Annotated in this window: 20 protein-coding genes; 16 read left to right on the top strand and 4 right to left on the bottom strand. The window is 60.0% G+C overall.

All coding sequences use genetic code 11. From position 1 onward, the window contains the following. Positions 1-122: 122 nt before the first annotated feature. Positions 123-1,064, bottom strand: a complete 942-nt coding sequence (locus NW858_RS08400) for an NAD(P)H-dependent glycerol-3-phosphate dehydrogenase (RefSeq protein ID WP_414334160.1) — start codon at positions 1,062-1,064, stop codon at positions 123-125. A gap of 117 nt (positions 1,065-1,181) precedes the next feature. Between NW858_RS08400 and NW858_RS08405 the strand changes: the two genes are divergently transcribed. Next, positions 1,182-2,114, top strand: a complete 933-nt coding sequence (locus NW858_RS08405) for an alpha/beta fold hydrolase (RefSeq protein ID WP_414341544.1) — start codon at positions 1,182-1,184, stop codon at positions 2,112-2,114. A 93-nt stretch (positions 2,115-2,207) separates the two neighbouring features. Then, on the top strand, positions 2,208-2,597 hold the full coding sequence (gene gcvH / locus NW858_RS08410) for a glycine cleavage system protein GcvH (protein ID WP_414336960.1): 390 nt from the start codon (positions 2,208-2,210) through the stop codon (positions 2,595-2,597). Between the two features lie 26 nt (positions 2,598-2,623). Here gcvH and NW858_RS08415 read toward each other — a convergent pair whose 3' ends face one another. Next, positions 2,624-3,511: a diguanylate cyclase domain-containing protein gene (locus NW858_RS08415; RefSeq protein WP_414520274.1), complete on the bottom strand. Its 888-nt coding sequence runs from the start codon at positions 3,509-3,511 to the stop codon at positions 2,624-2,626. A 222-nt stretch (positions 3,512-3,733) separates the two neighbouring features. Between NW858_RS08415 and NW858_RS08420 the strand changes: the two genes are divergently transcribed. The 8 genes from NW858_RS08420 to NW858_RS08455 all read left to right on the top strand — a co-directional run bounded on the left by NW858_RS08420 (position 3,734) and on the right by NW858_RS08455 (position 12,848). Beyond that, a complete protein-coding gene (locus NW858_RS08420; RefSeq protein WP_414335610.1) occupies positions 3,734-4,138 on the top strand; it encodes a DUF3119 family protein in 405 nt (134 codons plus the stop codon). Further along, positions 4,135-4,971, top strand: a complete 837-nt coding sequence (pgeF, locus tag NW858_RS08425; protein ID WP_414520275.1) for a peptidoglycan editing factor PgeF — start codon at positions 4,135-4,137, stop codon at positions 4,969-4,971. Before NW858_RS08420 ends, pgeF begins: the two co-directional genes overlap by 4 nt. A gap of 212 nt (positions 4,972-5,183) precedes the next feature. Continuing rightward, a complete protein-coding gene (locus NW858_RS08430) occupies positions 5,184-5,378 on the top strand; it encodes a hypothetical protein (RefSeq protein ID WP_414520276.1) in 195 nt (64 codons plus the stop codon). Positions 5,379-5,419: 41 nt separating this feature from the next. Next, on the top strand, positions 5,420-6,631 hold the full coding sequence (locus tag NW858_RS08435; RefSeq protein WP_414520277.1) for an RNA-guided endonuclease InsQ/TnpB family protein: 1,212 nt from the start codon (positions 5,420-5,422) through the stop codon (positions 6,629-6,631). An 86-nt stretch (positions 6,632-6,717) separates the two neighbouring features. Continuing rightward, a complete protein-coding gene (gene ftsY / locus NW858_RS08440) occupies positions 6,718-8,175 on the top strand; it encodes a signal recognition particle-docking protein FtsY (protein WP_414332316.1) in 1,458 nt (485 codons plus the stop codon). A 99-nt stretch (positions 8,176-8,274) separates the two neighbouring features. Beyond that, positions 8,275-9,903, top strand: a complete 1,629-nt coding sequence (locus NW858_RS08445; RefSeq protein ID WP_414520315.1) for a DUF2254 family protein — start codon at positions 8,275-8,277, stop codon at positions 9,901-9,903. 82 nt (positions 9,904-9,985) lie between these two features. Then, positions 9,986-11,725, top strand: a complete 1,740-nt coding sequence (locus tag NW858_RS08450) for an ArnT family glycosyltransferase (protein WP_414332320.1) — start codon at positions 9,986-9,988, stop codon at positions 11,723-11,725. 61 nt (positions 11,726-11,786) lie between these two features. Next, positions 11,787-12,848, top strand: coding sequence for an ABC transporter permease (locus tag NW858_RS08455; protein WP_414520278.1), 1,062 nt, complete (start codon positions 11,787-11,789; stop codon positions 12,846-12,848). Positions 12,849-12,943: 95 nt separating this feature from the next. Here NW858_RS08455 and NW858_RS08460 read toward each other — a convergent pair whose 3' ends face one another. Together NW858_RS08460 and NW858_RS08465 are read right to left on the bottom strand one after the other, a co-directional pair. Further along, positions 12,944-13,987 carry a hypothetical protein gene (locus tag NW858_RS08460; protein WP_414332324.1) on the bottom strand — a complete coding sequence of 348 codons (1,044 nt, stop codon included), beginning with the start codon at positions 13,985-13,987 and terminating at the stop codon, positions 12,944-12,946. Positions 13,988-14,036: 49 nt separating this feature from the next. Next, complete coding sequence (locus tag NW858_RS08465) at positions 14,037-14,654, bottom strand: chromophore lyase CpcT/CpeT (RefSeq protein WP_414332326.1); 618 nt, start codon at positions 14,652-14,654, stop codon at positions 14,037-14,039. A gap of 724 nt (positions 14,655-15,378) precedes the next feature. Between NW858_RS08465 and NW858_RS08470 the strand changes: the two genes are divergently transcribed. The 6 genes from NW858_RS08470 to murJ all read left to right on the top strand — a co-directional run bounded on the left by NW858_RS08470 (position 15,379) and on the right by murJ (position 21,138). Further along, on the top strand, positions 15,379-15,897 hold the full coding sequence (locus NW858_RS08470; RefSeq protein ID WP_011434282.1) for a phycocyanin subunit beta: 519 nt from the start codon (positions 15,379-15,381) through the stop codon (positions 15,895-15,897). A 202-nt stretch (positions 15,898-16,099) separates the two neighbouring features. Further along, the gene (locus NW858_RS08475; RefSeq protein WP_011434281.1) at positions 16,100-16,582 is read left to right on the top strand and encodes a phycocyanin subunit alpha; all 483 of its coding nucleotides are present in this window, start codon (positions 16,100-16,102) and stop codon (positions 16,580-16,582) included. Between the two features lie 284 nt (positions 16,583-16,866). Beyond that, the gene (locus NW858_RS08480) at positions 16,867-17,724 is read left to right on the top strand and encodes a phycobilisome rod-core linker polypeptide (RefSeq protein ID WP_414332329.1); all 858 of its coding nucleotides are present in this window, start codon (positions 16,867-16,869) and stop codon (positions 17,722-17,724) included. A 33-nt stretch (positions 17,725-17,757) separates the two neighbouring features. Continuing rightward, positions 17,758-18,585: a HEAT repeat domain-containing protein gene (locus tag NW858_RS08485; RefSeq protein WP_414332331.1), complete on the top strand. Its 828-nt coding sequence runs from the start codon at positions 17,758-17,760 to the stop codon at positions 18,583-18,585. A gap of 393 nt (positions 18,586-18,978) precedes the next feature. Continuing rightward, a complete protein-coding gene (locus NW858_RS08490) occupies positions 18,979-19,377 on the top strand; it encodes a DUF4278 domain-containing protein (protein ID WP_414332333.1) in 399 nt (132 codons plus the stop codon). 126 nt (positions 19,378-19,503) lie between these two features. Further along, positions 19,504-21,138: a murein biosynthesis integral membrane protein MurJ gene (gene murJ / locus NW858_RS08495; protein ID WP_414520279.1), complete on the top strand. Its 1,635-nt coding sequence runs from the start codon at positions 19,504-19,506 to the stop codon at positions 21,136-21,138. Positions 21,139-21,148: the final 10 nt, after the last annotated feature.

The following is a 21,148-nucleotide window of genomic DNA, read 5'->3' on the forward strand; positions in this document are numbered from 1 at the left end:
CCCCTCTCCCTCTGGGAGAGGGGCAGGGGGTGAGGGCACCTCTGGGAGAGGGGCAGGGGGTGGTCGCGTGAGCGGCGCGGAGCGCTTGGGCACCTCTGGGAGAGGGGCAGGGGGTGAGGGGCCTATTCCGAGGTCAGTTGTCGCTCCATCAGCCTGGCCAGGGCGGCAGTGGGAGTGGTCTGCCCCTGCAGCAACCGGTGAACCTCTTGGGTAATGGGCACCGGGATCCCGTGTTGGGCGGCGATCTTGACCACAACAGGGGCGGTGTAAACCCCTTCGGCGGTGCCCTCGATGGCGGCCAAAACCTGGGACAAAGGACTACCCTGGCCCAATCCGTAGCCCACCCGGTAGTTGCGGCTCAGAGGGCTGTGGCAGGTGGCCAGCAGATCTCCCAGCCCCGACAGGCCGTTGAAGGTCTCAGGTCGCGCCCCCAGCTTGGATCCCACCCGGATCATCTCTGCCAGGCCGCGGGTGACCAGAGCCGCACGGGCATTGGCCCCCAGTTGCAAGCCGTCACACACTCCAACAGCGATGGCGATAACATTTTTCAAGGTGCCCCCCAGCTCCACCCCCAAGGGATCGCTGCTGGTGTAGAGGCGAAACCGTTCCGAAGCCAGGGCCTGTTGTACCTGCATAGCTGCCCAGGGTTCCCGGCTGGCCACCACTGCCGCTGCCGGCAAGCCCTGACGGATTTCCGCCGCAAGGTTGGGCCCTGAAAGCACCACCAGGGGCTGCTCTGGGAAAGTGGCCCCCCAAATTTGGGCAGGGGTCAGAAGCTGCAGCGGATCCAGCCCTTTGGTGGCCGAGACCACAATCGCTTGGGGAGGGATCCCCACCTGGCGCACCGCTTCCACCACAGGGCGCACCCCCGCCATGGAGACTGCCGAGATGAGCATTTGGGATCCCGGTAGCACTTCTTCGAGATCCAGACCCTTGCGCCGATCCCAAACCTGCACCCGGTGCCCTTGGGCTTGGGCCAGCAGAGCCAGTGTGCTTCCCCAGGCTCCCGCCCCCAGAATGGCGATGCTCTGGGGAGAGGTCGGGCGTTGGACTTCTGTCTTCATCGCACCTCTCCAGCCGTAGCCTCTCTCCTAGGGTGCCTCTGGCTAACCCCTCTAAAAAAGTCTTCACCGTTGGGAGGAAGAGCAAGGGCAAAGGTTAGTATGAGTGGATACCAAATCATGGGTTCAGAATCGAGAACAAAGGAGATGACAGAAGCAGGGATCCAACGCCTTCCTGCTGAGGTGGCTGCCAAGATGGGGAGTTGGCGGCACGGCTATGCCCTGACCAATGGCATTCAACTGCACTATGTCACCCAGGGGGAAGGGGAGCTGGCGATCTTGTTACACGGTTTCCCGGAGTTTTGGTACTCCTGGCGCCACCAGATCCCGGTGTTGGCGCAGCGATTTCGCGTGGTGGCCCCTGACCTGCGCGGCTACAACGACTCCGACAAACCGGATCACGGCTACGACCTGGATACCCTCACCGAGGATGTCCGCGGCCTGTTGCATCACTTTGGGGCCCAGAAGGCGGTGGTCGTGGCCCACGACTGGGGGGGAGCCATTGCCTGGCACTGGGCGCAATTTTTCCCGCACGAGATCCGCAAGCTGGCCGTTCTCAATTCTCCCCACCCAGCCTGCTTTCGGCGGGAGTTCTTGAGCAACTTGGATCAACTGCGGCGCAGCTGGTATCTGTTCTTTTTTCAGTTGCCTTGGCTGCCAGAGTGGGTGCTGCAGTGGGATTTGGGAGATTGGGTGCGGCGCATTTTCCAAGAAACCTCGGTGCGCAAAAGCGCCTTCACTCGCCACGATCTGCAGCTCTACCAAGAGGCCCTCGCCAAACCCAAGGTGCTCACCTCTGCCCTCAACTACTACCGCCAGCTTTTTAACCTGCCCACCTTGCAGAACCTGTTTTTGCAGCCCATGCGGCAGATCCTCGCCCCCACCCTGCTCATCTGGGGCGAAGAAGACTTTGCCCTCAGCCGCGAGCTGACCGAGGGGATGGATCCCTTTTTCCCCAACGGCCTGCGCAAGGAGTACATCCCCGAATGCGGCCACTGGGCACAGCAAGAGGCGCCGCAAACCGTGAATCGACTGCTGATGGAGTTTCTCTAGCCAGCGGGGGAATGGCCGGGCTGGGGATCCGCCCTTTACCATCTCCAAGGGTTCACCCTAGAATAATCCACTGAATTCTACGGGAGAACCGGCATGGCCCTGGAGTATCCATCCCACCTGCGCTACGTGGACACCCACGAGTACATCCATGTCGAGGATGATATTGCGGTGATCGGGATCACGGCTTATGCCGTCGATCAGCTTGGGGACATTGTTTTCGTCGGCCTGCCCGAAGAAGGCACCGAGATTGAAAAAGGCGAGAGCTTTGGCTCGGTCGAGTCGGTCAAGGCGGTCGAAGATCTCTATGCCCCCCTGTCGGGAGAAGTGGTGGCCGTCAATACGGCAGTGGTGGATAGCCCGGAGAGCATTGCCGACGATCCCTATGGCGATGGCTGGCTGATCAAGGTGCGCATCGCCAACCCCGAAGATCTCGAAGACACCATGAGCGCTGAAGCCTACGCCAGCCTGGTAGAGGGGTCGTAAACTTAACTGCAACGGCTGGCCTTGAGCTACCGGAAAAGCTCTCGGTTGCCACCCTCGGCCTTAGCTCGGTAGAGAGCCTTGTCGGCAGCAGCCAGCAGACTTTGCGGGTCGGCTCGTTCTCCCAGCTCCAGCAGAGAGGCGATGCCTACGCTGCAGCTCAGGTGGGTGGTCTCCGCCCCTACCTGCACCGACAGCAACTGGACGGCCTGCCGCAAGCGCTCTTTTAACCCCAAGATTTGGGGGTTCGGGATCCCGCGTACCAAGAGGGCAAATTCATCGCCCCCCAGCCGGGCCAGCAGATCCTCGCGACGAACTTGGGCCTGCAATTGTCGTGCCACCCGGATCAAGGTTTGATCCCCAACCCAGTGCCCCCAGCGATCGTTGATTTGCTTGAACCCATCCAAGTCCAGATAGAGCACGTGGAGGGGAATGTGATGGCGAAGCGCAAAAGGGATCTCCAGCTCCAGTTGCTCCAGGAAAAAACGGCGGTTGTGCAAGCCGGTCAGCGGGTCGTAGAGGGCGGCAGTGGCCATTTGCGAAAAGAACGCTGCTTCTGCCGCGTCGTAGTGGGCAAACTTGAGGGTGGTGGCCCCCACTTGAATGCGATCTCCATCTTTCAGAAGAATGCGGCTGATGCGTTTGCCGTTGACGTAGGTACCGTTGAGGCTCTCTAGATCGGTGAGAACATACCCCTCGCCTTCTCTCTCCAGCCGACAGTGCTGCCGGGAGACGGCGTGGTCGGATAGCTGAATATCTGCTTGGTGGCTGCGCCCCAAAACTCCCCCACTTGCCATAGGAAAGGTCATGCCCACATTGGCACCGCTGATCACCGTCAGAAAGGCCGCAGTCAGCTCGGCCTGGGAGCCGCGCTCGTAGACCTCTGGGGGGATCCGCGTGGTTGGTTCCTCTGGCATCGGAAGGAGAGGCTCTGGAGGCATGGCCCGACAAGTTGTAGGTTGTATCAAAGTATAAGTTAAGTTAGCAACACCCCTGCCTATATCCGTATTATGCCGGTTTTCCCGCGGGCCTGTTTGTGCATGAGCGGTGCATAAGAGTTGTCTTGCCAGTTCTGATCCGAAGGGTTGCCGAGGCAGCCTAGAATGGGGCTGGGATCCTTAATCCAGGAGAAGCGGGGCATGACAAGACCCAATTCTGCCCACCTGTTGACCCCAGATTTTCGCCTCAGCCTGTCGGTGCTGGCCTTGGCAGTGCCGTTGTTTTGGCTTTCTTTTTGGGCGGGGCTGGGGGTGGGCCTGTTTGGCCTGTTTTTGATGGTGCAGACCTCTTTGATTGGGCTGGCCTTTACCAGGACGGCGCTGCAGGTCTACAGCGGCCCCAAACGCATCCGCGAGTTCCCCTATAGCGAGTGGCAGGATTGGCAAATTTTCTGGCCGCCGCTGCCGGTTTTGTTCTTTTTCCGGGAAACCCAGAGCATTCATTTTTTGCCGATGCTGTTTAACCCTGCCGAGCTGAAAATGTGCCTGGAAGAGCGGTTGGGCCATCTCCACCCACGACGAAAGTCTCATGGCTCCCGCCAATGATTGGCTCTGCCGTGTGGGTTTGGCGGCAGGCAGGGAGATGGCGCTGGCTGGAGTGTCAGCTTTTGGCAGAGTGGCCTCACGCTTTTGGCTCTCGCCAAGGTCATCCTTATCCCCCGTCCCAGTTGGCCGCTCGGCTGCAATTGCCTCCTGAACGGGCCACGTGGGGCCATCAGGTGCACGGCTGCAACTGGATTTGGGCAGATGAGGGCACGGAAACCCTCAGGCAAAAAAGACCCGGTCAAGGGATCTCTACCCGTTCTCAGGCGGATGCAGTCATTGCCCGCCGCCAAGGGGATTCTGCCTGGGTATGCACCGCTGACTGTGTGCCGATTTTGCTGGCCAGTCGAGGATGGGTGGCGGCCGTTCATGCCGGCTGGAGAGGAACTGCTGGGGGGATTTTGTCCAAGGTGCTGCGGGAGTTTCTCCAGGCGGGGATCCCTGCCGCCGCGATTCGCGTTGCCATCGGGCCTTCTATTTCGGGGTCGGTCTATCAGGTGTCAGAAGAAGTGGCCGAGCAGGTGCTGAAAAGCCTGCCTCTGGGGCTGGACACCCGCGCCGCCCTGTTGCCGGATCCTCTGCCCGGCAAAGTTCGTTTGGATCTGCGCTGGGTCAATTGTGCCCAAGCCCAAGCCCAAGGGATCCCCTCTGAACAGATTGCCGTCAGCCCCCATTGCACCCTCAGCCAACCCCAAGATTTCTTTTCCTACCGCCGCGATGGATCCCTGAAGGATGAGCAGGGCCGTCATTGCGTGCAGTGGTCGGGCATTGGCCTGCGGCTGTCAGCATGCTCCAGTCGGCTCTGCCCAGAAGAACGGGAACAACAGTGGCTATAATTCCGCTCAAGACAGAGCCCTATAGCCTCTTACTAACCGGCGAGGATCCCATGTTTCGTAGTGCCGCCCTTTGCGGATTGTCTGGGATGGTCTTGGCTCTCACGCTCGTTTCGACTCAAGGGGCAAGAGCCCAAACCTCTCTGACCGGCATCAACCGTGACAGCGTACTGCAGCTGAACCTTGGGTCGGGACGCAGCCGCCCTCGGGCCCCTGTGGGCGGTTCAGGTTCTGAGGAAGGCCGGGATCCCGCTGCTCCCTCGCCGCAGATGTGGGCTGAATGGCATATTCGCGCCAATGTCTGTACCGGCAACCTATCTACAGAAGAGTTGGCGGAGCTGTTTCCATTGGTCAACCAAGCTCTGGTGGATGCGGTTTGTCAGCTAGAAACCGCAGGAGCCCCGCCGTAGGGTCAGGGTCGGGAGGAATGCGGACGACGTATAGTTGTAGCATGACCCAAGTTTTAACTATCTCCTGCAAGCTCAAGGTATCTGCTTCGCAAGCCGTGAAGCCAGAGGCAACCTTGTCTGCTTTTGCACAAGCACTCAACTGGGTCAACCAAAACACACCAGAGAAGGTGGTCAACCCAGTCAAGCTTCAATCGCTCTGCTACCGCGCAATTCGTACCCGCTTTGGGCTCTCCAGCAACCTGGCACAACAGGTGTGCAGAAGGTTGGCCGCTGCCCGCAAGGTTGCCCAGCAAAAGAATCGTCCGGTCAAAGCCTTCAAGGGCGGCTTTGTTACCTACGATGCCCGCATCTTCTCTTTCCGTGAGAAGGACTGGACGGTGTCGCTGACCACCGTCGAGGGACGCGAACGCTTTGAGCTGAATGTAGGTCACTACCAGCGCGGCATGCTTGCGGGTTCTCATCCCAAAGCGGCCACGCTCATCAAGCGCAAAGATGGTTCCTACTTCATCCAGATTGGCGTGGAGCAGGACCCACCGGAGCCACGAGACACCACCGAGGCGATTGGTGTGGATTTGGGTAGGAGAGATATTGCCCATACCTCTGAGGGAGACCACTGGAATGGACAGCAGCTGAACCAGGTCAGAGACCACTACTCCCGGTTGAGGGCGGCTCTGCAACGCAAGGCCAGTAAGGGCACACGCAGCACTCTGCGTCGATGCCGGGAGCTGTTGCAACGGCTGTCTGGTCGGGAGAGACGCTTTCAAGCTTGGGTGAACCATCGCATCTCCAAGTCCATTGTTGCTAGGGCACTGGCCACCCACAGTTTTATTGCCTTGGAAGACCTGACTGGAATTAGAGAGCGTACCAACCAACAGCGGCGCAGCAAGACGGAGCGGCGGCGGTCAAACAGTGAGGCCTACGGCCCGCTAGCGCGAGGGGCGTTCTACCAGTTGCGGCAGTTTGTGCAGTACAAGGCTGCCAGAGCAGGGATCCAGGTTGTGGTGGTGCCGCCTGCCTACAGCTCGCAGACCTGCCACCGGTGTTTGTGGATTGGGCAACGGGAAGGGAAGCGTTTTCGTTGTGTCAACCCGGCCTGTGGCTGGGAAGGGGATGCAGATTTGAACGGTGCCAACGTGATTGCGCTTTTGGGGGTCGCTGTAAACCGGCCTAGAGGTCCGTGGTTGGCTTGCCAACTGCAGGGCTACCCTTCGCGTCAGCGGCGCGGAGCGCTTAAGCCCGCTCCGTACCGCTGAGCGGTCGGAGTCGGGTAGTTTACGGCTGCGCTCTAGGGTCTGCTCTGTCAAACTGGAAAAAAACAGTCTGGCTGGAGATTGGGATTATGGCCTTCGATTGGTTTCGCCGCCGCTATACCGACTCCCCTGGTGAAGCAAAGCCTTCGCCACCAGACCCCACGTCGGCCACGGAGCCAGCGGAGATCTCCCCCGAAGACTATTTGGCCTTCGCCAAAGCCGCCTATGCCAACCTGAAGGCCCGTGCCGCTGGCCAGGAGGCCCCAGCCAAGGACTCCGTCCCGCTTGAGCAAACAGATGGGCAAATAGAAGGGATCCCTGCAGAAGCTCTCCAGCCACAGCCACCGGCCTCGCCTCCGGAGCCTATTCCAACAAAAGAACCGGTATCTCCAGAATCACCCTCTGTGCAGCCGGCGGCAGCTCCCTCGTTTTTCGATCTGGCTCCCCGTGCTGCCGAGCGTCTGCAAGCCCTGCAAGCCAGCGCTGTGGAAGAGCCGGAGCCGATGACCCCAGCCGTCGCTCCCTCTCCCGAGACCGGGCCGGAAGAGCTGGTCTTCGATGAAGGCTTCCGCTGGTCAGCCGAGATCTTGGCGGCCCAAGGGCGCAAACCGGAAGAGATCTCCGTAGAAGAGATCTCTTGGCTGCAAAAGCTGCGGCGAGGCTTGGGCAAAACCCGCCTCAACCTAATCAACCAATTGAAGGCCCTGGTAGGCCGTGGCCCCCTCGACCAGAAAGCTGTAGAAGAAATTGAGGCCCTGTTGCTGCAGGCCGATGTGGGGATCGATGCCACCGAGCGGATCATCCAAGCCCTACAAAAGCGCATGCGCGAGGAGGTGGTGCCGCCGGAGGAGGCGGTCAAATACCTCAAGCAGCAGATGCGCCAGATGTTGACGGTAGGGGATCCCACCTTTGCGCCGCAACGGGGCACGCTCAACATTTGGCTGATTGTCGGGGTGAATGGAGCGGGCAAAACCACCACCATCGGCAAAATTGCCCATGTGGCCCGCGAGTCTGGGTACCGCTGCTTGATCGCCGCTGCCGACACCTTCCGGGCTGCCGCGGTGGAGCAGCTCAAGGTTTGGGCAGAACGAGCGGGGGTAGAGGTGATCGCCAATCCTTCTCCCAATGCTGACCCGGCGGCGGTGGTCTTTGACGCCATCACAGCCGCCCAGGCCAGGGGCACCGAGCTGCTCTTGGTGGATACGGCGGGCCGTCTGCAAAACAAGAAAAACCTGATGGAGGAGCTGGCCAAGATCCGCCGCATCATCGACAAAAAAGCTCCTGAAGCCAAGGTGGAAAGCCTGCTGGTGCTGGATGCCACCCAAGGGCAAAACGGCTTGCGCCAAGCGGCGGTGTTTTCCGAAGTGGCCAAGCTGAGCGGCGTGATCCTGACCAAGCTGGATAGCACCGCCAAGGGGGGCATTGCCCTGGCCATTACACAACAGATGCACTTGCCCATCCGCTTCATCGGCGCCGGCGAGGGGCTGGAAGATCTGCGGCCTTTTTCCAGCTATGAGTTTGTGGAAGCTCTCCTGAGCGAGTATTGAGGCGCCCCCTTTCTGGGAAAAGCCACCGTGAAAGAGATACACACAGCTCCCAACTGTGTTGGGCGTCGCCCTCGCCTTCTGCCCTGGAGCGCTGCGGGGGTGGGAGCAGGTTTGCTTTGGGCCTGGGGTGGGCACCGCTGGATCCAGAGCGGGTTGAACCTGGCCTGGACGGGATCCACCCAGGATGCAGAGGCTTTGCAAGAATTTGTAGCCACCTTGACCCAGGTGTTGTCGGGGGTGTTGGGCGTTACCCTCTCGGTGGTGGCCATTGTGGTGCAGTTGAGCGCGGATCGCTTCACCCCGAAGGTCACCGAGCTGTTTTTGCGCGAGCAGGTCAACTTCTATCTCTTCTTTTTCCTGATCCTGGCCAATGTGGTCAGTTTGTGGAGCTCGATAGCCCTGAGCTTTTACGATCCCGCCAGCGGACATCCAGGGCTGCTCATCGGGCTGAACCTGCTGCTGGGCACAGCTTCGTTTTTGGTGCTGATCCCCTACTTTCGCTTTGTGTTTAACTTCTTGCAACCGACCTCGATCATCCGTCGCATTGAGCAGCAGGTGCGGCAGGCCGTCCTGGGATCCCTTGTCTCCAGAAGATTGGGATCTGATTTCGGGTTCGAGGAGAGTCGTTTCTCTCACTGGCGTCGGCGTGGTGTGGCAACAGAGCAGCACTCTCCAACAGGCCAATGTTCGCCAGCTCATCAGCGCTGCCTTGCTGCCCTCGATGAGATCAAAAGCATCGCCACCAGCGCTCTCCGCCAACAGGAGGGAAGCATTTTCTTGGAAGCGTTGGATAGTCTAAAGTCTCTATGGATCTTCTATGCCGAGCACAAAGCACAACTGCACCCCACCTGGTTTCTCTTGACCGCGGCTCTGCAGCGGGATCCGGACTTTGCTTCGGTGGATAAGGGCCTATTGAGCCAGATCGAGGCAGAGAGATCCTGGCTGGAGCTGAAGATCTTGCGGCAGTATCAGGCCTTGTTTGTCGAGGGGCTAAACGGCATGCAGCAGGCGAGCACCCTGGTGGCCATTCACAGCCGGGAGCTGGGGATCCGCGCCCTGGAAACCCAACGACTCACGGTAGCGGGGTGGGTGATCAAGTTTTTCAACACCTACCTGCGGGCTGTCATCAACGCGCGCGACATCCGCGGTGGCTACAGCCTGCTCAAGCAATACCGCCTGCTGGCCGAGGCAGCCCTACACCACCGTCAGTCGGCCCTGGTCTTGCAGATTGTTGACTACTTTCGCTACTACAGCTTGACTGCCTACAAGGCTGGCCTCTTTTTCCTTTCGGAAACCTTTGGCTTCGATCTGGGAAGGCTGGCCCAGTTGAGCTGTGCTCTGCAGTCGGAAACAACCGAAGCCATTGTGCAGGCTTTGTTACGCCTAGACCAAGACCCCGAAAGCGAGCAACAGGAGAATACCTTGCGCGGGATCCGCAAAACCCAGGTGCGGCTGGCGGCTTACTTTCTCAGCCGTGGGCGGGAGGATTTGGCCAAGTTGATCTACAGGGATATGCAGCACGAGCCCTCGGCGCGCCTGCAGAGCATCCGCCAAGAGCTGCTCTCTACGGCTGCGGAGTTTTGGGAGTTCACCGACCGGGGGGAGAACTTCTACTACCTCGAACCGGCCCTGCAACCCTATGCCGAGCAGTTTTTCGGCTGGTTTCAGGGCTTGACCTCTCTGGCAGATAAGCTGGAGAGCGCCTCTAGATCCCTGGAGCTTCCGTAAAAAAAGCCAGATCTCTTTACCGCAGGGTTTAGTTTAGTTTGGTCAGAGCCGCCCCTTGGTGTCGTTCCAGAAGGCTTGTCTCATGCGTCCTTTCGGCCAACCTAACCGTCTGGGCAGTTCTCCCAGCCGAGGATCCCTGCCGGCAACCAGCTCTTTTGTCCAGTTTCGCCGCGACCCGCACCTGTTGCCCTTTTGGGGCCTGAGCCTGTTGATCATGGGCCTGGCGGTGCCCCTGTTTGTGCTTTCGGGGGCGGATCCCAGTTTGGCTGGCTGCGACGAGAGCTTTTATGCCCAGATGGCCCGCGAGCTGCTGTGGGGGAGCAACTGGCTGGGGCCGACTTTTTTGGGGGAGCCTTTTTTCGAGAAACCGCCTCTGCTCACCTGGAGCGTGGCCCTCAGCTTTGCCCTCTACGGCATCAACGAATGGGCGGCTCGGCTGCCCGGGATCCTGGCCGCTTTGCTCTCCATTCCTCTGGTGGGCTGGATTGGGCGGGCTTTTTTGCCGACACGGGCGGCCCTGCTGGGCATGGCGGTTTTGCCCCTCTGCTACCTCTGGGTACAGCAGGGGCGGCTGGTGGGGCAAGATGTGCCCCTGACCTGCCTGGAGCTCTTGGGGATCCTGGGGCTGGTGAACGGCAGCCGCGGCCACCCAGTTTGGTTTTGGCTGGTGGGGGTGGCCTTTGGGCTGGGCCTTTTGATGAAGAGCGCCATGATCCTGCTGCCGGCAGCGGCTTTGATCCCTTACTGGGTGCAGCAGCGGCGCCACTGGCTGGGATCCGCCCCCTTTTGGCTGGGGATGTTGCTGGGCCTGGGGATCTTTGGCCTCTGGCTGGTGCCGGCCATGGGGATATACGGTTCCGAGGTGCTGGCCACCTTGGTGGGAAAGGTGTGGGATCTGGGGCAAGAACCCTTCCATGCCGATGCCACCGGCTGGTACTACTTTTGGCACATCCCGGCCCACGGCTTTCCTTGGACGGTTTTGGGGGTGGTGGGAGGAATTCTCTTGGTGCGGCAAAAGCCGGCATCCACTTTGCTGATCTGGTCTTTTCCCCTGCTGCTTTTGGTTCTATTGCAGCTTTATCCCACCAAAACCCCCTACTACACGGTGCAGCTCTATCCCTGGCTGGCTCTGCTGGCGGGGGTGGTCCTCGATCAAGCTCTGCCGTTTCCGCTCCGCACCGCCTCGACTGGGACAGCGGGACGAGGTTCTCGGCGAGACAGACCCCACCTGGCCCAGGTGCTCTCCTGGGGGTTAGCGGCGGTGGGGCTGCTGCTTTTGGGTTTGGGGGTAGCCGTCCGCCTGGGCGTAGACGGTCTGCAGCTCCTACAACCCCATGCCTGGCCTCTGGTGGTGATGGGGCTTTTGTACCTCTTGCTGCCAGGGATCTGGAGCTGGCGGCGGGTGCTGCACCATGCCGGGGAGCTCTGGCTGGGCACACTCCTAGCTGCCGGGATTCTCGCCATGGTGAGCATCCTCCTGCGGCCTGACTTCGGCAATTTCAGCCCTGCTTTTGCCCAGATGGACTGGAAACAGATGCTGGGATCTGCAGACACTGGTTTTCCCGTGGTGGATATTGGCCGCAGCGGCTTGCCGGATGTCTGTCAGGCGCAGGCCATCGCCTTTTATACGCCCAATCCGGGAAGATGGGTGGATGATCAGGCTCTGCAACAAGGGGAGCATGGAGACTACCTTTGGGTATCCCCTGTGCAGGCAGAACAGGTTGACATCGAAGACTTGGGACTGCAGCCTTTGGCCGAGGTGGAGGGCTGGCAACTGGTGCACCGCTCCCTCTCAGATGCGGCCAGCGGGGAGCCTTCCTGAGGCGTTTACGATCAAAACTCTAAACATTGCTCCTTGAGAACTTGGGAGGAGGTGACGGCGCATGGTGGAAGCCGAGGCATCGGGCCAGTCGTGGTTGTCTCCGCAGCGCACCTGGGCAATCCAGGGATTGGCTTGGCTGGCAGCGCTGCTGTTTGTGGCAGGGGTGATCCTGTTGGCGGGGGCTTCACCTCTCCAGGTGGCAGCCAGCATGTGGCAGGGGGCCTTTGGCAGCGAAGCTCAGTTTGGCCGGGTTTTGGCGACGCTGGCTCCTCTTGTCCTCTGCTGCTGTGGACTGGTGTTCACCTTTGTTGCCGGTCTCTACAACTTGGGCATCGAAGGGCAGATGGTGGTCGGGGCCATTGCGGCCACCTTTCTGGTGCGCCTGGAACCGCCACTGGCCATTACCTGGGCACTTTTGGCCGGGATCCTGGGCGGGGCGGGCTGGGGCCTGTTGGCCGGGATCCTGAATGTGTGGGGACGGGTCAACGAGATCTTCGCCGGTCTGGGGCTGAACTTTGTTGCCCAAGGCTGGGTCTTGTACCTGATCTTCGGCCCTTGGAAAAGGCCAGGGGTGGCTTCCATGAGCGGAACAGAATTGTTGGATCCCCGTTTCTGGTTGCCCACCTGGGGGCGGTCAGAGGCCAGTCCGGTGGCGTTGCTGCTGGCCCTGTTGGCTTTGGTCCTGACGCTGCTGGTGGTGCACAACACCCGTTTTGGCCTGCAGTTGCGGGCGGTGGGGAAAAACCCCGTAGCTGCCTTCCGGCTGGGGATCCCGGCTACCCAAAGGTTGCTCATGGCCTTTGCCTGCTGTGGAGGACTGGCAGGGCTGGCGGGCGCCTTGCAGGTGTTGGCTCTGTTCCATCGTCTCATCCCCAACATTTCCAGCAACTTGGGCTTTCTGGCCTTGCTGGTGGTGATGCTGGCCGGCTTTAACCCGCTGCTGATTTTGCCGATTGCCTTTTTCTTCAGCAGCCTCAACATCGGCAGCTTGCAACTGCCTCTCTCTTTGCAACTGGAGTCTTCGCTGGCCGGCATCATTCAGGGATCCCTGGTGTTGTTTGTCTTGTTGACCCAGGGGATCAGCCGCCGCTATTTCCTGACCAAAGGGAAGCAGAACCCTTAATTGCCCTTTCAGTACCGCTCGAAATGTGGCCGGTACCGGGGAAAGCTAGCTGGATCTGGCCAGCCGTGTAACAGCCTGCAACAAGCTCCTTTTTTTCAACGCACGCGAAAGCCGACCCGACCCCGTTCAACATCAAAGGCAACATCAGTGTTGAAAAACAGCGGCATGCCCAACAGTTGCACCCCCTGGTTGCCGCTCACAAAAATTCGATCTCGACTGGGCGTAATCGGAAAGCCAACTCGAATACGGTAGTCGAAAGCCCCCTCCAACACTGCTCGCCATTCCGCCCCAGGGGGGAGAGTCGAGGTGGAGAAGGGAGCTGCTCCCAACAGCCTGACGTTGAGGAAAATGTCGGAAGAGCCGCTGTCGAACTGGGTGGGGCTGAGGGCATTTTGGATGGAAGTATTGCTGATGCTGTAGGCCACTTGCAAAGCCTCATCCCGCCAGATGGGGGTGCCATCGGGAAAGCTCCCCACTTGGGGAAACTGCCGGAAATTAAAGCCGGCGGTGTTGTTGTCCGTCAGGCCAACCGTGAAAAGGCCCTGGGTGGAGTTGAAGCCGCCCGTTTGGATCATGTACCCGGAGCGAAAATTGCCCGGCAGACGGGTGAGCGGACTGAACAGCTCCGGATCGGGGCTGCGCTCATCGAGGGACGTGCCCAGGATCCCGGCAAAAGGCCGCCCCACCCCAAACAGGTTGTCTGAGCAATTGGCTACCAGCGCGTCCACACAGGCGATGCGGTCGATCAACTGAATCGTTACCGGCTCTCGACTGGGGATCCCGCCGATGCTGAAGGGGGCACGGGCCAATACGCCGACAAACTGGGTGCCATCGGCAAAGGTGACGGTAGAAGGGATCTCCGTCCGTTCTAGGCCGAAGCGACCTGCCGCCGCCGATACAATGCGCAGACCTGCCGAGCCGGTGTCCAAGAGCAACTCCGCGCCGGCCCCGGCCACCCCCACGTTCAAGCCGAGCAACTTAAAGCGGCTGTTGCCCAGCGTGCGCACCGGCATGGGAATCGACTCAGTTCCCGCTTGCGGCGGGAGAGGGATCAACACCGGGGCGACAGATTCCCCCTGGCCAGCACATCCAACACCGAGCAGCAGCAAAGCCAGCATCACCATCAGAGCCGGCAACATCCCCCCCGACCGTGGCTCATCCTTTGGGCTCGACCTCACTTGCATTGGATCATCCGCACAGCAACAGCTCCGCTTGCCAATCGACCACCTTTTGGAAGCGAAAAGCGCCCGCCAATGCCCCCCAAACCTGCCGGTGGGTGATGGGATCCATGCCTCGGTCATGGCTGCAAAACTCGCTCTCGCTCAGGTGCAAGGTGGTCTGCAAATAAGTAGTCTGGCCGTTGCGCACCACGCAACACCGGCACCCCGGCTCCGTCACGCCCACAAAGCCAGATCCCTCCCGTCGCACCTGCACATCGCACCCAGGCAAATAAGCCAGATCGGCGGCGCTCAGTTGGCGCAGTTGGTCTGCCCTCTCCCGGGCACAGCCTCGCCACCGCTGCGGCTCCAGCGGACGGTAGTTGCGAATCCGGATCCCGGCGCCCACCTGAGTCAATTCCACCACCGCCTGCCGATAGGGATCCTCCAAATGGCCGCTGTAAGCTTGCTCCACATAAAAGCCAATCCCACCCAACACTTGAGCCGGCAAGGGGCGATAGGCCACCCGGATGGAAGCAAAAAAGGGCGGATTCTCCCAAGCTTGCTCTTGGTTGCTGAAGTCTCCTGCCAGCCAACGCGCCATCTGTAGCAGTTCCGGGGAAGCGGTGCGATCAAACCCGACAGGCATAGGCAATCATCCAAAAGTTCTGTAAAGGCGTATACCGAAAATTGCCGGCATCGAGAAAAGCCTTCTCAGATTTTGCCCCAACCCCAGGCCCATCCAAGGATCTCAGGAAATGTTAAATTATGTCTCTTTTCTGAGAGTGTTCGCCCCGACACCGAAAATGGCTCCCTGCCAAGCGGCAAGGCCGCGATCGAGGCTGACACCTTTCTTTATATTGTAAAGCTAAGCAAAGTACCATGTTCTTTTGTAAAAAACTCCCGCTAAAAAGATGGAGAGCGTTGGCCGGGATCGCAGGTGGGAAGCAGCTTGGAAAGCAATCCAACTCTTTTTGCGCGAGGTGAAGGCAATTTACATTTTTTGATGCAACCGCTTCCTGCCTTCGCGGTAGAAAAAGACTGGAAACAAGGGGAGCCGACTTTTCCCCCTCTGCCCAGTTGCGGTTGGCGGCAGCGGCTGAGGGTTCTGATCCAAGTCCAATTCTTTGGATTGCAACCTGGAGTAGCTTTACCCTCGGCAGCAGCTTACCTTTGCTGGAGGATAGGGGCTTTGCTGGCTCATCTTGGTTCTCTTGGCTTTGACCCCGTCGGTGGGTCTGTAGGCCAAGCAGCGCCCTTCGGCACTGAGGATCCAAGCAGTGTCGCCTTTCCGACTGGCGTGTGTCCTCCGGTCGGCGGTAGGGAATGTGGGTTCATAACCTCTTTTATTTTCGCTAGGGAGATTGAAAACCATGAACGATGTATTTGGCAAAGTGGTTGCCCAAGCTGACTCCAAAGGTGCTTTCCTGGGGGAGAACGAGTTTGCGGCTCTCCAGCAGGTGATTGCTGAGGGCAACAAGCGTTTGGATGCTGTGAACCGCCTCACCAGCAATGCTTCTAAGATCGTGACCGATGCCATCCGTCAATTGTTTGCCGAGGAGCCCAATTTGAACGCTCCCGGTGGCCCTGCCTACCCCAGCCGTAACGTGGCTGCCTGCATGCGGGATATGGACATCATCCTCCGCTACATCACCTACGCCGTGGCAGCCGGAGATGCCAGCGTGCTGAACGAGCGCTGCTTGAACGGCCTGCGGGAGACCTATCAAGCCTTGGGCACCCCCGGTAGCTCGGTGGCCAACGGCATCCAAAAGATGAAAAAAGCCGCGGTGGCGGTGGTGAACGACCCCAACGGGATCACCCGGGGCGATTGCAGCGCTCTGATTGCCGAAATCGAATCCTACTTCGATCGCGCCGCTGCGGCTGTCGTTTGATCCCTTTTGGGCCAGAGCTTCTGCTGTAGACGGATCCAGTTGTGAAGACCACTCTGGAATCCAAAGCAGCTTAGGTTGACAGGGGATCCCTGGAAAAGTGGCTTTTTTGCAGCGATTTTGCAGTTGAGACATTTTGCAGTTACGACTTTGAATCTTTTGCTTTGTTTTTGCATTGAGCTTAAGTAAAGGAGCGTTTTGAATCATGCAAACCCCAATTGTTGACGCCATTGCTACTGCCGATAGCCAAGGGCGCTACCTGAGCAACAGCGAATTGCAAGCCATCAATGGCCGTTTTCAGCGAGCTGCCGCCAGCATGGAAGCTGCCCGCGTCCTGAGCAGCCGTGCCGACGAGCTGGTGCGCGGTGCCACCGAAGCGGTTTACGCTAAGTTCCCCTACACCACCCAGCCGGGCGGGCAGTGCCACACCCAGGCCGGCAAAGACAAGTGCGCCCGCGATGTGCGCCACTACCTGCGCTACATCACCTACTGCTTGGTAGCCGGTGGCACCGGCCCTCTGGACGAGTATCAGTTGGCCGGGATCCGCGAGATCAACGCCGCTTTTGAACTCTCCCCCAGTTGGTTTATCGAAGCCCTGCGCTACATCAAAGCCAACCACGGCCTGACCGGGCAAGCGGCCACCGAAGCCAACACCTACATCGACTACGCCATCAACGCGCTCAGCTAGGCCCTTGGCTTGGGATCCCCCTTGACGCTGGCCAGAAGATAGCTGGCCGGTCGTGCAGGCGCCGGGGGACGAGGTTGTTGAGGGCAACGGTGGTCAGCCTGTTACGGAGTGGAGAGTTCCTTTTAACCGGGTGGGTTTAAGGGGCAGTCTCTCCAGCGAACGAGAGGGCACCGCTGTTGCTCTCATTCAGCTTAGGGCTTTGGCTTTTGTTGATCTCCAAACACAAGCTTTTTGTCAAGTCAATTTGCAATCTGTATTCATCCAGCTCAATCGGGGGAACTAGCATGAGTGCAATCACAGCGGCAAGCCAGATGGGCATCCGGGGTATTACGGAGACCACCCCATTGGAGTTGCGTCCCAATGCCAGCCAGGAGCAGCTCAATGCGGTGCTGCGCGCCATCTATCGTCAGGTGCTGGGCAACGATCATTTGTTTGGGGCGGACAGGAAGGAGCTGGCCAGTGCGGAATCCTTGCTGCGCCAGGGCAGCCTGACGGTGCGCGAGTTTGTGCGACTGATCGCCAAGTCCGAAGCCTATAAGAAGCGGTTTTTCTACCCCAACTCGCAAACCCGTGCCATCGAACTGAATTTCAAGCATCTGCTGGGGCGCGCTCCCACCAGTCCTAAAGATATCGCCCGCCACCTGGACATCTATCAATCGGGCGGCCACAGCGCCGAGATCGACTCCTACATCGACAGCCCGGAATACCTGGAAGCTTTTGGCGACAACATCGTCCCCTATCCGCGCGGGTTTGAATACCGCAAGGCCCATACCACCCGCGACTTCACCAACCTTTTTGCCCTCTACGGAGGCTACGCCAACAACGACCGCTCCCAGGGGCCCAGACCCCGCTTGATGATGCCTCTGGCCACCGGCTTTACCCCGGCCATTCGCCGCATCGGGGTGCGGGGCCTGCTGCCGCCCAGCCCCATTTCCAAGCACCTGGGGCCGCCAACGGGCCAGTCGGATCGCATGTTCTGTGTGGAAGTGACCCGACTGTTGAATCCGCCTTCAGCTCTGGCCACCTCCAGCCGGGTGCGCAAATCCAACCAGCAGATCTTCGTCTCCGCCGATCAACTGTCGGCGACGATGCAGCGGCTGCTCAAATCGGGCGCCAAGATCGTCAGCGTCCGCAGCGCTTGATCCCTTCTGCGTGTTTTCTTCGTTGTTGACTTCATGACCACTGCTGTTCCTTCGGATCCCAATCCGTCGGTGGATCTCACGCCGGCTGGTCAGGTCGCCAAGCTGCGCCACGGGGATCCGGGGGAACGCTACTATGCTGCTTGGTGGCTGGGGCGCATGCGCATCCCCGAAGGGATCCCGGCCCTGATCGAAGCTCTGGCGGATGAAACGGATCGCACAGCTCAAGGGGGATATCCGCTGCGGCGCAATGCTGCTCGCGCCCTGGGCAAACTGGGATCCCTTGCCGGGATCCCAGCACTAAAAGGGGCTTTGTTTTGCTCCGATGGCCAAGTGGTGGCAGCCGCCGCCCAAGCGCTGGTGGAGATCGCTCTGGCCAACAACCTCGATGGGGATCCTGAGGAAGTGGAAAAGCTGGGATCCGCTTTGCTGGAAGGGCTGCGCTTTGTGGAGCAAGGGCTGGAGACGGAAGCGCAAGCCGCCCTAGAGGCGATTATCGAGGCTCTTGGTCACCTGCAAGTGGCCGCTGCCCTGGAGCCAATCCGCCTTTACCTAGAGCACACGTCCATTCGTTTGCAATGCGCGGCAGCGCGGGCCTGCTATCGTCTGACTGGGGATCCGGCTTTTGCCCAGCGTCTGCTCTCGGTATTGGAGCACACCAACATCCACCTGCGGCGGGCTGCTCTCCTGGATTTGGGGGCCAGCGGCTATTTGCCGGCGGCACAGGCCATTGCAGCGGCGGCGGTGGAGTCCAACATCAAGCTGCTCGCCCTCAAGCAGTTGGTGGAGATGAACCTAAAACACCAAGAATCCCCCAGCGCCAAGCTGCAGCAGGTGCTGCGGCTGATCGACGAGCTGCTTTGAGCTGCAGGCTCTTGCAGGCTTTCTGTAGAGGTGTTCCCCAAGCGCTCCTCGCTGCTATGGCGAGTGCTCACAAAGCAACTAGAGCAGACGTTCGGTTGCTGCTGGTGCCGCCTGCCTATTCTTCGCAGACCTGCCGGTAGGTCAGGAAACCCCACCCGCCCATGCGGTGGGGTAGTCCATGTGCTCAGTAACCGCAAGTTGACACCAAAGGGATGATTTTGTCAAACTGAATACAGAATAAAGTTAAGGCTTACCCTTTCAGCTTGTTTTTGTCTTTTCGGTCACTTGGGTTGCGTGAAGGAGAGATCCCCTTTGGGCAGCCTTGAGGTGGCGGCTTTTTTAAGCTCTTTAGAGAAAGTAAAGATCGATCAACTGAACCAAGGGAGTTTTCCTATGCAACTGACCTATCGGGGTATTGCCCATGAGTTTGTTTCACCCTCTGCGGCGATTCAGAATCGGCAGGGCGTGCCGGCTCGGCATCGAGGTTTGGAGTGGAGCTGGCCAGCTCAATCCGTAGCCGTGGCGCTGCCTCAGTCTTTTGCCTTCATGTATCGAGGTGTGGCCCTCCAGTCTGAAACAAGGGTGACGGCGGCGAGCCCTGAGGTGAAAGGGATCCCGGCAGCAGTTGTCTCCCCTCAAGCCTCTTCTCGGAAACACTTTATGAGCTTGGTTGAGGAAACCCATCGGCGGAACCTGCTGCACCGGCTGCAGGAGCGCATCCGTTCTGCCCAAACCCGTGGGGATGAGCATTTGTTGCAGCAACTGGAGCAGGAACGGCAACTGTTGGCTTGAGGGCTGCCCTCTCTTATAAAAGGAGCCTGACGGAACCTGCAAATGCCGCATAATGGGGGACGGTTCCCAGGGATGTGGTGAGGGATCCCGGCAGCCGTTGGTTGTTGAGGCAGGGGTTAGGGCAGCGTGATAGAGGAGTCCGCCACGCAGGAGTCTTCCGCCCTGCCGTCCCGTTCTTTGCTCTCGGTGGCAGGGCTGGTGGCAGGGGCCACGCTGCTCAGCAAGGGCATGGGGTTTGTCCGGCAGGCTCTGATCGCGGCAGTCTACGGGTCAGGGCCGGAGTACAGCGCCTTTAGCATAGCCTACGTCCTGCCCGGCTTTTTGTTGATCTTGCTGGGTGGGATCAACGGCCCTTTCCACAGCGCCATCGTCAGCATTCTCAAAAAACAGCGGGATCGTGGCAGAGAGGATCCGACCGTCTGGCTGGAAGCGATTTCCACCCTAGTGGGCTGTTTGCTCTTGGCGGTGACCTTGGGCCTCTGGTGGGGAGCCGACTGGGTGGTGCGCCTGAATGCGCCAGGGGCCAGCCCCGAAGTCCACGCTTTGGCCGCTGCGCAACTGCGGATCATGGCCCCCCTGGCCTTGCTCTCGGGCTGGATTGGGATCGGCTTTGGGGCGCTGAATGCGGCCGAGCACTACCTCTTGCCCGCCCTCAGCCCCCTGATCTCCAGCTTGGCGGTGATCGGGATCCTGGTCACGTTGGGGTGGACAGGGATCCCGACGTTGCTAGCCTGGGGTGTGCTCATCGGCGCCATTGCCCAGTGGCTGGCGCAGGTGCCTCTGCAGATGCGGCTGGGGCTGGGGCGGCTGCGGCTGTGCTTTGAGTGGGGATCCCCGCAGGTGCGGGCGGTGGGCCTGCTGATGTTGCCGGCGGTGATCTCCTCCGGCATGATCCACATCAATGTCTACGTAGATCTCTTTTTTGCTTCTTTCGTGCCCGGGGATCGCACCATCGGCAACTTGGGCTATGCCCAGCTTTTGGTGCAAACCCCCCTGGGGATTCTCTCCAACATGGTGCTGGTGCCCCTGATGCCCCTCTACGCCCAGTTGGCGGGGGATGGATCCCGTTGGCCGGAGCTGCGCCAGCGCATCCGCCAAGGGCTGATGGTTACGGCCATCCTCACCCTGCCCCTTGCGATGGTGTTGGTGGCCCTGGCCGAACCTATCGTTCAAGTGGCCTACCAGCGCGGTCGCTTTGCGCCGGAGGTGACGCAGGAGGTGGCGGCCCTGCTGATGGCTTATGGGCTGGGGATGACCTGTTACCTGCTGCGGGATGTGTTGGTGCGCATCTTCTACGCCCTGGAGGACGGGGCTACACCTCTGCACATCAGCGGCCTGGCCATCGGCCTGAATGCCCTGCTGGACTTCCTGTTTTTGCCAACCTTTGGAGCACCGGGCATTGCCCTGGCTACGGCAGGCGTTAACCTGATGGCTCTGATTGGACTGGGGATCCGCCTCCACCGGCGTCTGCCGGGGATCCCTTGGCGGGAGATGGGGCAGGCCCTGCTGCCCTTGCTGGGGATCACCACCTTGGCCGGGGCCCTCAGCCATTGGCTGTGGACGCAACTGCGCTCCCAGCAGATCCTGGGATCCCCTTTGATCACCGCCGCCCTCTGGGCCGGTCTGGCCGCCGGCATCGGTCTCAGCTTGTTTGCGGCGGGGGCCCTGTATTTGCGGATCCCGGAAGTGAACTGGCTGGCAGCCCGGATCCAGACGCACTTGAGCAAGATTGCCAGCCGGCGATCTCCATCCAGACCCTAGGCAGGCCCGA

It is taken from the genome of Synechococcus sp. H55.10, from assembly GCF_047502715.1.
Lineage (GTDB): Bacteria > Cyanobacteriota > Cyanobacteriia > Thermostichales > Thermostichaceae > Thermostichus.